General features: G+C 56.9%; 13 protein-coding genes. 6 read left to right on the forward strand and 7 right to left on the reverse strand.

All coding sequences use genetic code 11. The annotated features are described in order from the left end of the window. Positions 1–86 precede the first annotated feature (86 nt). From G3O01_RS14200 to G3O01_RS14215, 4 genes are all read right to left on the reverse strand, one after another. A complete protein-coding gene (locus tag G3O01_RS14200; protein WP_205805638.1) occupies positions 87–1,370 on the reverse strand; it encodes an MFS transporter in 1,284 nt (427 codons plus the stop codon). Positions 1,371–1,394: 24 nt separating this feature from the next. Then, positions 1,395–2,213 carry a siderophore-interacting protein gene (locus G3O01_RS14205; RefSeq protein ID WP_205805639.1) on the reverse strand — a complete coding sequence of 273 codons (819 nt, stop codon included), beginning with the start codon at positions 2,211–2,213 and terminating at the stop codon, positions 1,395–1,397. A 29-nt stretch (positions 2,214–2,242) separates the two neighbouring features. After that, a complete protein-coding gene (locus tag G3O01_RS14210; protein WP_205805640.1) occupies positions 2,243–3,040 on the reverse strand; it encodes a PadR family transcriptional regulator in 798 nt (265 codons plus the stop codon). Between the two features lie 699 nt (positions 3,041–3,739). Beyond that, entirely contained in the window at positions 3,740–4,075 is a 336-nt protein-coding gene (locus G3O01_RS14215; protein WP_205805641.1) for a helix-turn-helix transcriptional regulator, read from the reverse strand. 272 nt (positions 4,076–4,347) lie between these two features. On the opposite strand from G3O01_RS14215, the gene G3O01_RS14220 reads away from it, so the two are divergent. The 5 genes from G3O01_RS14220 (at position 4,348) to G3O01_RS14240 (ending at position 7,371) form a co-directional block, all read left to right on the forward strand. Further along, positions 4,348–4,659: a hypothetical protein gene (locus G3O01_RS14220; protein ID WP_205805642.1), complete on the forward strand. Its 312-nt coding sequence runs from the start codon at positions 4,348–4,350 to the stop codon at positions 4,657–4,659. Positions 4,660–5,071: 412 nt separating this feature from the next. After that, positions 5,072–5,455, forward strand: coding sequence for a hypothetical protein (locus tag G3O01_RS14225; protein WP_205805643.1), 384 nt, complete (start codon positions 5,072–5,074; stop codon positions 5,453–5,455). Positions 5,456–5,529: 74 nt separating this feature from the next. Beyond that, positions 5,530–6,234, forward strand: a complete 705-nt coding sequence (locus G3O01_RS14230; RefSeq protein WP_205805644.1) for a hypothetical protein — start codon at positions 5,530–5,532, stop codon at positions 6,232–6,234. A 38-nt stretch (positions 6,235–6,272) separates the two neighbouring features. Beyond that, complete coding sequence (locus tag G3O01_RS14235; protein WP_205805645.1) at positions 6,273–6,647, forward strand: hypothetical protein; 375 nt, start codon at positions 6,273–6,275, stop codon at positions 6,645–6,647. A 280-nt stretch (positions 6,648–6,927) separates the two neighbouring features. Further along, positions 6,928–7,371: a putative phosphothreonine lyase domain-containg protein gene (locus tag G3O01_RS14240; protein ID WP_205805646.1), complete on the forward strand. Its 444-nt coding sequence runs from the start codon at positions 6,928–6,930 to the stop codon at positions 7,369–7,371. Positions 7,372–7,446: 75 nt separating this feature from the next. Here the strand turns inward: G3O01_RS14240 and G3O01_RS14245 are convergent, their stop codons facing one another. Genes G3O01_RS14245 through G3O01_RS14255 form a run of 3 tightly spaced genes read right to left on the reverse strand, consistent with a single transcriptional unit; the run spans position 7,447 to position 10,936 of the window. Further along, positions 7,447–9,294, reverse strand: a complete 1,848-nt coding sequence (locus tag G3O01_RS14245) for a hypothetical protein (protein ID WP_205805647.1) — start codon at positions 9,292–9,294, stop codon at positions 7,447–7,449. Between the two features lie 2 nt (positions 9,295–9,296). Then, positions 9,297–9,812: an ABC-three component system middle component 2 gene (locus G3O01_RS14250; protein WP_205805649.1), complete on the reverse strand. Its 516-nt coding sequence runs from the start codon at positions 9,810–9,812 to the stop codon at positions 9,297–9,299. Continuing rightward, complete coding sequence (locus tag G3O01_RS14255) at positions 9,809–10,936, reverse strand: ABC-three component system protein (protein WP_205805651.1); 1,128 nt, start codon at positions 10,934–10,936, stop codon at positions 9,809–9,811. Before G3O01_RS14255 ends, G3O01_RS14250 begins: the two co-directional genes overlap by 4 nt. 340 nt (positions 10,937–11,276) lie before the next feature. Here G3O01_RS14255 and G3O01_RS14260 point away from each other — a divergent pair, with 340 nt between their 5' ends. Then, positions 11,277–11,777 carry a phasin family protein gene (locus G3O01_RS14260; RefSeq protein WP_205805652.1) on the forward strand — a complete coding sequence of 167 codons (501 nt, stop codon included), beginning with the start codon at positions 11,277–11,279 and terminating at the stop codon, positions 11,775–11,777. The last annotated feature ends 6 nt before the right edge of the window (positions 11,778–11,783 follow it).

Genomic DNA, 11,783 nt, shown 5'->3' on the forward strand with positions numbered 1-11,783 from the left:
GGCGACGCGTGAACAAGGCAAAACAAACCGCGGATGCCAGCGAAAACCCAAAACCAAACCAAGCGTCGCAAGACAAACGAAAAGCACTAAGCCTCGCCCACTATCTCACCCCCAGATGCAGACTTAACAGCGCCGCCGGCAGCACCAGCCCCAGCACCTGCACCTGCACCTGCACCTTTCACCCGCCCAATCCACAAACAGGCGACCACCGCCGCACCAACTGCCAGCCAGCCAACACCACCATACCCGGCAATCTGCCCCTGCGCAGTGGTAGACAGCAGAAGCCCACCAAACCAGGCACCAAACCCGGTCCCCATCGCCTGCACCGCGCTATTGGCGCTAAGAAAAGCCCCACGCGTCTGCGGCGCGGGAACAGTGGTCAGTAAAGCCTGCATCGGCACCATCCGCGACGACATCGCGACCATGAACACTGGGAAGAACAACACCATCACATAAAACGGCACATCAGGCAGATGCGTGACAAACAGCACAGGCAAGATCGACAACACCGCAGCAATCCTGAACACGCGTTTCTTGCCATAACGATCCGAAAGCTCACCCACCCGCCGCGAAGTAAAAAACGTCGCCGCGCCGCCGGCCATATACAGCCACGACAGCTTCGCAGGCTCGACACCATGATTGGCAACCAGCATCGGCGCAATGAACGGAATCACCAGCATATGCCCGACCATCACGACAAAGGTCAGAGCAAACGCGTTCAGATGCCGCACGTTCGAAAAGAGCTTCCACAAGTCGGGCAACACCTGCCCAAGCGGCACGCGCTCCCGCTGCAGATGCTCCGTCAGCGACGGCACGATCCGCAGCCCACCCAGCCAGATCACGCACGACAGCACGACTAGCAGCACGAACGGCGACGCCCAGCCAAAATGCGCGCCAAGCATCACGCCCGCCGGCACGCCCGCGATCGCCGCAAGCGAGAACGCCGTCATGATCGTGCCCGTCGCCGCGCCGCGTCGCGCGACAGGAATCACATCGCCGACAATCGCCATCACCACCGACGCCAGCACGCCACCCGTAATGCCCGCGAACGCGCGCGCCACCAGCAGCATCGGAAAGTTCGGCGCGAGTGCGCAGCCAAGATTCGACAGCGCGAACAACGCGTAAATGGCAAGCAGCAGACGCCGACGGTCGAAGCGGTCGATATACGTCGCGGCAAGCAGTCCAGACAACCCGGAACACCACGAATACGCCGAGACAGCCGTTGCAAACCGCGCGGGCGAGATCTCGAACGCATGCATGATCTGCGGGCCGAGCGGCATCATCACCATGAAATCCATGATGATCGTGAACTGCGTAAGTGCGAGCAGCCACAGCAGGCGCCGCTCGCGTGATTCGTTCAATGAGAGCAAGGAGTGGCTCCAGTCGATTGAGCGTCAGTCGTCGAGATTCTCGTGGACGGCCTGTTCGCCCTGTTTCCAGTATGCGGACGCGCGGATACGCGCTTTGTCGATGCCGCGTTCGTTGACGAGGAAGGTGCGCACTGCGCGCATCGTCGCCGCTTCGCCCGCGGCCCACACGTAGCCTTCGCCATCCGGCAGGAAGGTTTCGCGCACGGCTTTCAGCAACTCTGCGCCGCGATACGCGCCTTCGCTGCGATAGCGCCATTCGATATACAGATCGGTCTGCGTGTCGAATTCGATGCGCGCGGATGGATCGGCGACTTCGATCACGGCCGCGACGCGCGAGCCTTGCGGCAGTTCTGCGAGACGCCGGCCGATGGCGGGCAGCGCGGTATCGTCGCCGATCAGCAGATGCCAGTCAAAGCCCGTTGGCACCACGAACGATCCGCGCGGCCCGCCGACGCCGAGATATTGTCCGACCTTCGCCTGCGCTGCCCACTCGGCAGCGGGACCGGCTTCGTGCATCGCGAACTCCAGATCGAGTTCGAGTGCATCGCGGTCATAACGCTTCGGCGTGAAATCGCGCGCAACGGGGCGCGGACGATCGCTGGGGAACACCGGGCCGTCGGGGCCGGCTGCGGGCAGCGTCGGCTTGTCTTCGCCGGGCGCGGGGAAAAACACTTTTATGTGATCGTCGAACGATGCGGACACAAAGTCGCGCAGATCGTCGCCCGTCAGCGTCACGCGGATCAGATGCGGCGTGACAGCCTCGACCCGCTTCACCTGCAGCAGACGGAATTTCAAAGGATGACGCACACGCGTCACGGTCAAATCGGTTCGGGTTGCTTCCATAGTCTGTTCTCTCAAAATCGTTGTCCGTATCAGGCCTGCTCGTCCGTCGTGCCGCCGTTGCCGCTCTGGCTGCCAGTTTCGCGCGGCTTGCTTTCGATCTCGGCCGTGGCGCGCGCAAGAATCGCTGCGATGCGCCGCTGTTCGTCGGGCGACGCGTTGTCGCGCAGCAGCAGCGCGTGTTTCAGCGCGCGGCGCGCCTGTACGAATTCCGGCAGCCAGCCGCCGTATTCGGCTGCATCGTCGCCGCCTTCACCCGCCTGGCCCGCTTCGCCCGCGAACGCACGGCGTACCGAATCCATCTTGCGGGCGATGTGCGAGAGCTTGGCCAGCATCAGGTCGGCGCGCTCGCGGTTGGTGGCGAGGTATTCGCGGCCGGCATCGGCGAGCGAGTAGCGCTTGCGGTTGCCTTCGAGTTGCACGGTCACGTAGCCGAGTTCTTCCAGATACGTGAGGGCCGGGTAGACCATGCCGGGGCTCGGCGTATAGAAGCCGTTCGAGCGCGCTTCGAGCGCCTTGATCAGTTCGTAGCCATGTCGCGGCTGCTCGTCGATCAGCGCAAGCAGCAGCAGTTGCAGGTCGTCGGACGTGAACTTGCGGCCGCGCGGAAAACCGTCGCCTTCGCCGCCGAAGCCGCCACCAAAGCCGCCGCCGAACGGGCCGCCCGGACCGCCGCCGAAAGGACCGCCATGCCGGCCGCCGCCGCCGCGCTGACGGCCGATCGCGTCCCTGAACATCTGGAAGCGCTCATAGAAGCCAAAGAAAGAAGGATCGCGCGAGAAAGCGGCGTCGCGGGCGAACTCACGGGAAAAACGGTGGTGATGACGCATGTTGATATCTCCGAATGTCTTAAGATATATCGTAAGATATATATCTAAAGATAGTTCGTCAAGTTCGATTTTTGATTTTTATCGGGGCACAACAAAGTGTGCGGGAACGCGAAATCCCCCGTTCAGGAACAGCAAAGTGTGCGGGAACTGCGAAGATTTGTGTGCAGAGCACAATTTCTCGCGAATTTTGCTATTGAAGTATGATTTTGATAGCGCGCAGACGCACTCAGATGACGTGCAGATTGAGAGCGCTGCGACGCACGAACGGGCGTCCCGTTCGTTAGAAGATATAGGGCCGCATTAATGCTTGACGTATAGCGTGTCGGGGTGCAGCTGCCATCGGCGAGGGTGCTCGGCAGGTAACGAGAAAGTGGTGCAACTATCTCTAGCTAGCCGGCGGGCGAGGACCATATGTCGACCGCTCAAGTAGAGCTGAGACTGGAAGGGCTAGTTGAGCGGAGGCTTCATGGGCTCGTCGACAGCGGTGTCGGAATTCTCCCTGCGGCCGAAACGCCAGACAGAATGGAGCCGACCGGAGTCGGACGGCTGCCAGGCCCGTGAGGTGTGGAATGCAGTGTCTCTCTTTTTCGAAGTCCAGCGACCCGCGACCAACTGTATCGCCCCGAGCAGGCGCGCACGCTGATGCTCGGCGGTGTTATCCGGTCAGCCGGCAATGCCGCGGCGACAGGAATCACACTTTCATTTCACGGGGTTGCTTGTCCACTTAGCCTCAATGACCTTTTTCAGTTGCTTACGTTCTGACTTAGGTAGCCGTCCCCAAGCGAGCACCAGTTCGGCTAGGTCATCGTCCTCACAGTAAAAATATGCCGTTGGCAAACGTAGCGCGTTTGCCAATTTTCGAGCAATTTCAAATGGCGGTTCATGCACGCCCGTTTCGTATCGGCTAATTCGTGCGCTCGCCGTGTGCTCATCAAGCCCAATTTGTACCCCCAATTTGTCTTGCGGAATGTCCACGTGCTGTCGTGCACTTCGCAGCCGACGACCAAAGAGCGATATGGGTTGTTTATTCGTCATTCTACGAATATCGTAGTATTCGCTTGTGGAATCTCTACGTAATTCGTAGAATTGGACGAGCCACGAGTATTCCCCACGTATATCGGTTAGCTGCAATTCGTCAAGGCGACCATATGCACCTGACAGCTTGCCGTGGTCAAGCCGTCGGCGCTTAACTGATGCATGGGAATTTTTGTCGAACCCATCGCTCCGGCGGGCGACAAAGGCGGCGCCGGAAGGCGGTCGTGTCAGAGCCCAGCAGAATGACGCGCGCAAGCGCTCAGGAGATTTGTATGCCCCGTTGGTCCAATACTCATATCGGGTCTGAGCCTGCTGTCCTCTTATCACGATGGAGAATTATCGAGACCGACGACGGCCTAAAGCGACTGGTCGGCTTCGACAATCTCGACCAAGGCTGCGTCAGTTCTGCTCTCGTTAAGTTCGACCAAGACGCGATGCAAGCGCAGACGAGCGACGGTTCTACCTACCGATTGCTCGGTGCACCAGGATTCTTTTGGACTGTTGTCGAAGTTCGGGACACCTGTTTTCGCAGAGAGGGTGGTGCCACCAAAGATGTCACCGGGCAGTTGTGCGGAACGCTGTGAGTGATAGCAATACTTAGCATCCACATTGCGCCCCTACGTGCGGTTCTTACGAGGCGTGGAGCGGTGTCTGTTTCACCGCAGTTCGACGACATAGTCTGGAGTCCACGCAAGCCGCCTCAGGACGACGGTCCCGAAGTTTGTGAGTTGCCGCTCTACACCGACGATTGGCGGGTTCGCTTGAGTAAAGGAATGACCATGCCGCGGTCTACGCGTGCCACGAAGAAGGAACCATCGCTCGATGATGAATGGGTGGGCCGATGCTCGCGTTTGCTGAGGTCCCTGCAACAGATACGCCTCTTAAAAAAGCAGCTTATGCGGTCGACGAACTCAACCTTTAAAACGCTTGTAGGCCGGTGTCATGCTATTTACTGACAGCAGTTGGGAAGAGCCACATCCCATAAAGAAGAGGCTCATGCAACCGCTTCTTGCGTGGCGCTGCGTTGGATGGACGGACCTCACGCCGAACTTCTTTGTCGTGGCCTCCTCTCGCGGTGCGGACTGCGCGAGCGCGGATGGTTGGGTGGTGGACGGTGCCGAGGCGCTGATTCAACTGGTACTGCAACTTGGCGATGTCAGCTTTTCGGTTCACCTGTTGGCTCGTAGTGAGGATGACGATTCCGTCACGCTCTGCCGAGTAAGCGGGTTGTGGCGGGAGGCAGAGGGCAACGATAGCGATGTCGTGCACTACTGGTATTCGACCACCGACGGAGAGCCAAGACGGTGTTCGCCTGTCACGTCCGGTAATCGTGTTAAGAGACCACGGTTGGTAAGCGTGATGAGCTTCGAAACCAGGTGAGAGGTCTCAACAAATTTGCGTATCGCTGAATCGGCGACGAAAGGTTTTAGCCTCACTTAGGTAAAGGAATGACCATGCCGCGTTCTACGCGCGCGACAAAGCCCGAAACGTCGCCCCAAAACGAATGGGTGGAACATATCATCCATCGCGCTGCGATTGCCGCCATCCTATTTGACCCGAGAGTCGCCGAAACGCTGCTCGAAATTCCTGACGCGGCGCTTGGACGCATGTTCAAGAATCATCTTTGCAAGGCCGTTGGCCAAGCAATGGTCTATGGCATCGACTTCCCTGCGCTTAACGAGGAGGAAGATAGGCTTCGCAAGCGCGTCAGACCTGAGGCGGAACGGACGCCGGAGAGAAAACCTGCCCCTAGGTACCGTGATGCCAACACGAAGCGCTATCCGCTTGTGCTCCAAGGAAAAGTGCTTCGGAAGCACGACTTCTGCATCTCGGCTGCCCTTACAGAAAAGAAGCTGGCTAAGCTTGTCGAATCACAGAGACTATTCCCCGTCTTCTTCGGTCCCGAAGCCTACTACCCAGCGTTTTTTCTCTCGACCACGATTTTTCGCGACGACTTCAGAAGGGTCATACGTGCTCTTGGCAAAACCCATTCGTGGACTATGTTCGACTTTTTCACGACCCCGATAGCGTCCTTGAACGGTGCTACGCCGCTTCAAAGGCTATCGGCTGGAGATGTTGGACCGGTAGTCGAGGACGCTAAAAGCTTCGTGGAGCAATACGCTCGGCTGTTTCCTACGGAACAAGACCTCAGTGAATAAGTCTGGGCGCGTAGTCTGCGACAGTCATGGAGCAAGGAATGATTGACCGGCGTGTGCCCGATGATTTTCCGAGGGAGCCAGACCTAGGTTCCGTAACTGGAGTTCAACCGAAAGTCCTCGTTCGCGAAGTCGACGGGCGCTATCAAAGCAGTCTGTCGGAGGAGCAACTGTGGATGCGCTATGACGCGTGTGAGGACCTTGCAGCCCAGCTTTCTGCCTATGTATTGCGAAAGGTTGCTACCTCTGGTCTGTCGCCAGACGTGGCGTTGACCAGGGCCGAGAAGGGCGTGAGATTGAAGGTCGGCTCGGGCGACTGGGACGTTTCGCAAGCGGAGATTGCTTGGGTTATGAAGCGTGCGCAGGAGTTGCTGTTAGAGAAGACAGGTGAGAATCCAGATAAATCGACATCGTGAAGCGGGTCGCTCGCCCATAAGTCGATGCCGTGCCCATCGCTGACCCAGCGAAACTGCTATTCATTTCTCGCCTGCATGTTGTGAAGCTACTTGAGCAAGGGAAACTCAAGCATCGCCACAGAGCTGAGAACGACCGGCTCCTGACGAAAGTGTCAGTGCTGCCTGTCAGTCGCAACAGCGTGCTGCGGCAAGAGCCCATCGAGCTTCAGCGGGTGACAACGAAGAAGGAGAGATAAGTGGAGTCCACCAATCGCGCGCGCTCAGCGACTTCGGAACATGCTTGGAAAACAAGACTGAAATGAACGAAAAATCGCGTTTCGAAGAGCTGCTCTCAAGACAGTCAGACCGGCCATCCGAAGACTTCAGTCGGAGCTGGCTGATGCGGAAATCCCCTAGCTGCGGAATCATTTCCTCTGGACCTACGACAGGTAAGTGGTGTGTCTTTGTTGCGCAATCCGATGTCGACTCGGCATGGAGCAAAGTTAAAGGCGCCATCGAAGAGGACAAGCACTTGTTCGCCAAGGTATCAACGGCTCTGCGCAGCATGGGACGTGATGGTCACGTGATTTGCGCTTACACACGAGATTGGAAAGACGAGCCAGAGCTCATGCGCGTGCGGGGAGTGTTGCGGTCGTTGGGGTTTGGAGAGGAACTCGGTTACAAGCGCGACATCGATACGCAGAACAGGATTTACGGCCCTGGCGAGTGGTACCTACGCGCCTAGTTCTTAATCAACGCGCGAGGTGGCCGGCCGACCTAAGAAGGGTCCGACTTGCACGCGTCTAGCCAACTCGCTCGCTCACGATTTTGGGGGTATGAATCCCGCACGTTCACTGCCCTTAGCTCCCTTGCCTGCAAACCACTGATAATGAACCTGGTCGGCCACGTCGCTCGGCGGTTCTTTGTTCTCGATAACGATGACCTGTATGTCTTTTGACGTTCTCGCAAGCGACTGCCAGAAGGCTGTTTCAATGCCCGCGGCAATCTGACCGAGTTCGCCCTGCACCGACTGTGTATTCTTCTTTTTATAACTTGTGAGCGGCGAGTCGATAACAATGACCCCAGGATGTGGTCGGCTGTTGCTAGCGGCATAACGTAAGAGACCGATGGTGAACGCTGCGTAAAGTATTGCGCGAACACCCTTGCCATGCGACTGGCGCGGCTTATCATCGACAACTATGTCGAAAGCCTTCTCGTCGAACTCGACTCGTGGAGCTTCTTTCCATGACCACTCGACCAAGACCGCCTCCACTTCTTTGCAGAACGCGCGAAGTTCGTCAGGCGGGAGGCCGGCCCAGGTCTGCTTCGGCACGCCACTATCGGCGAGACTGGATGTGATGTCGTTCTGGAGCTTGACTAAACTTTGCCAGCGCTCTCGTTCTACTCGCATAGTCTCACGTTCGGTGTGTCGACTCACGAGTTGTTCGAGGCGCTGCGTCGTGGATTCCAGTCGTGGGGTCAAAGTGCGATTCAAGTCTTCCTGCAATGATTCGAGCTCCGAGTCGACCTCTTTCTTTTCACCTTCCACGAGCGCTCGACGAATCTCGAGGTCGCGAACCGCGGCCGCCAAATCGGTGCGATGAGCATGTATTTTCGCGGCTTCGGCGACAGCCGACTCTCGAATTGGCCGCGCGTCGGAACTCGAACCGTGCGAATGACCCGGGGTCATTAACTGGTCGCAAACGGGACACGGGACATCTTGAAGAGCGTCAAAGTAGAAAGAACTTTCTGAAATGAAGTCCAGCCTATCCAAGTCGGAGTTGTATCGCTCGTCCAGCAGCCGATACCTCGAAAGAAGTTCACGTATGCCGAGCAGTTGAGAATCAGCTTTCAAGCTATTGCGAGTTGCTTCCTGTGATTTCTGCTGGATAACATCCCGTGTGGAACCAATCTCATCTAGCTCCTCGGTCAGGCTGCCAATCAAAGAATCTAACTCTGCATCGTCTGTCGATGCACTCAACCCGTCTGGATGCGCGAAGCGTTCGTTCAACGGTTGGAGCATTTCGTCCACGAGTTCGAGCTTCGCTTTCAACCGCGCCTTCACAATTTCGTTCTTTTCAGCGGCAGCGACGCTCTCATCGTCAATCCCTGTCAAGATGTACGAAAGGGCCCGCTTCCGCGCGGTATCGCCGAAGCCGGGCTTCCCTGTTACCGGGGAGTGTTGGTCGATGACAGCGACTTCATCGATGAGAAATAGTGGTTCAATTGTCCTGACGGTAAAGCGTTGAGTTTCGCCACCCGCATTCTTTCGCAGGCGAGCTTCTTGGATGTCTGCAAACGGTAGCAGGACTGATGTGACGTCAGGCCCCTTGCTTAACCCTTTCCTAGTCGGCGCTATTACCTCACCACCTTCAGAAATATCTGCTATCGGTACCCGATATGCCGTCAGATTGCCGCCACCGGTTGGGCGCACTAAGGTGATGGTTTCGTCACGTGAGTTTTCGAATTCGACGAAGAGGTGGGTATATGGCACCGCTTCGTCGACGTACTTCAGCTTATCTGCCCCGAGAATAAAATTGAGGCATTCGAGAAGGAAGCTTTTCCCGGTATCGGACTCGCCTGCAAGCACGTTGGCGCCGCTATAAAATTTGACGAGTGCATCTTCCAGCCCAGCGCCCCGGAGCAGAATCTTTCTGATTTGAAACATGGTCAGAGTTCCAGTAAATCGACAGCAGTGAGGCGGTCAAACTCCGCGCCCCAGCGTCCAACGTTTTGCGACATAAATGACTCAAGCTCCTGGTCCGTGTATCGGCCAAACCGCTCGATTATCCAATCTGCCCTGGCGACCAAATCCTGCGCGTAAGCCGTTTTCAAGAGATTGATGAACGCGGCCGTCATTTCGGTGGCTCGATACAAAAATCCTTGCGGAGCGAAGACGATTTGAATCAATTCCTTAGTCAGCATCTGGGTGAGCCCGGCGTGAATGACGCTGCGCTTCACGAGCAATTCCGTTCCTCGATGGGGCATCGCCGGGTGCAAGCTGATGGGGCCATCGTCTACGTCGCCGGAATGGACGAGCAGGTAGTCGTAGGATACGAGCCGCTCGAGGTCCATTGCGTGACCGCGTGCAGCGTTCAGGATGAACAGGGTCCGGAAACCGTACTCCAAGGCCGAATTGAACGGGCGAACCTGAGGCGTTCGGGATGGCTTCTCCGTACTATTCATGGATTGCACCAATCGAGGCGGTCTTCGTTAGCCATTTGATGGCACATGCCTTCACGGTCTTTGCTGGTGACATGGGGCTCCAGCGGGTGTGACCCGAGTTGGATGTTCTGTGCCGCGCGTACGGTTGCCTTCAGGCGGTCAATCGGGCTTCCGCTGGGCTCGGTGTACTGGTAGTACAGTCCGTCGCAAAACTCGTCCAGCAATGTATCGAAAAACTGTTGGTCTGCCATCTGGTCTCGTGCCACCTCTTTCAGCCCCTCGGCGCTATAGAACGTCAAACGCGAGCGCGCAAACATGCGGGAGTGGTACTGGCTATCTTCGAAGTCTGCAGCGTCGCCGACCGTGATGCCAATATCGTGGCCGATAACCCGATACAACTTCTCGATGTATTTTGCTTCAATAGCCGCGACAGTCGATGGAGGAGGGGGCGGCGGCGGCCTATTCACCAATGGAGCGCCGAAGACCATCAGGTGATATTTGGTCTGGGCATGCTCAGCGAGCAAGTCGTGTGGCTGCTTCGCGGCAAAGATGCTGAAATCGAAGTTCGAAATGTGTGTTTCGAGTTCAGGGGAGAGTGTAATAGTCTTCGTCGAAGTTATAGATTTCGAGTAGGTATCCCACGTATCAACCATCTCCTTCTTGAGGCTTTCGGGACTGTCGAGAAGGTCTTGGAATGGCGAAGTGACGCCCTTGTGGGTCACAAAATAATAGCTCTCGGGCGGTGTGTAGTCGCCAATGTGCGTGTAGTACAAAACCTTCGCTATTTCGATACCCGCTTTGGACAGGCCGAGCTTTGCATCATAGTGCTTGCATTGATAGAGCTGCCAGCGGCGGGGGGCTTTATTCGCCGCATCAAGCCACACAATAATGTCTCGACCTTTGTCGCCTGAACCTCCCCGCGACTGAACCTCGAAAACCTGAGTTTGTTTTGCGAGGTAGTCGGTCGCCCATTCGAGCGTAAATCTCTCAAAATCTGCTGCGCTGAATTGAGCGAGGCGAGCTAAGGGAGCAACGGGAAGTCCAACTCCTAGTCCGAGCATTCGCGCGTTGGCGCCGGGCCATGGTGTTGGCGCCGGCAACTCTGTCGTTGCGGTACTCCCGCTCGCTTTGGCGGTCTTTGCCACGGTCCCCTCGAATTAAGTGTTTTTTGGGGATTGTAACAAAGTCACACCAGGAGGCGGTGTGGGCGGGAGCGTATCTGCGTCCGACATGCAACGAGGGTAGTCGAATGGCACAGTCGCGGCTGATATTGCTGCGTTGCAGCGTTGAGGGGGAGTGGGGTCAGACGTAGGAAATGTTCGACGGTGACTCATCGTCAGAGCTCGCTATTTATATGTCAACTGTGGCCGCGCAACCTCCGAATTTTGATTTGACTTCAAGGAATTCTCCGTTAGGATAGAGGTATGAATTGCTGCGATGCAGCATTACGAATTGGGCACTGTGCCCCTATTTTTGGAGGTAGTCATGACCACGTTCGTTCCGGAACAGGCGATTAGCGCCACTAAGGCAAGCGTCGACACAGCTTTCGGTCTTGCTGGCAAAGCCTTACAGGGATTCGGAATGCTGCTTGAACTCAATGCCCAAACCGTCAAAGCAGCTTTGGCCGAAGCACGGGAACTTGTTGTTCAACCTTCGATTGGCAAAGGTCCTCAGGACGCCCTTGTCACTCATACAAAGCAACTTCAGGTTGGAGTTCAAAAGACCCAGCAATATTGGAAACACGTGACGGAAATAGTTTCGGGCACGCAGGCCGAGTTCGAGGACGCGGCGAGACTGGTGTTCAAGCAGTCTTCGATAGAACCGAAGGCGTGGTTGGACAGCATGTCGAAGAGCGCACTACCGGGCGGAGACGCTATTGCTGCCTTCTGGAAATCGAGCTTGGGGGCTGCTAGTCAGGTCGCAGAGGTGGCATATACGGCCGCCACGAAGCCGCCCAAGAGGGTCGTCGAAACCGCGGTCGGTTGAGCGTAC

Origin of the sequence: Burkholderia sp. Ac-20365 (genome assembly GCF_017104715.1) — a bacterium.
In the GTDB taxonomy this organism is placed as follows: Bacteria; Pseudomonadota; Gammaproteobacteria; order Burkholderiales; family Burkholderiaceae; genus Paraburkholderia.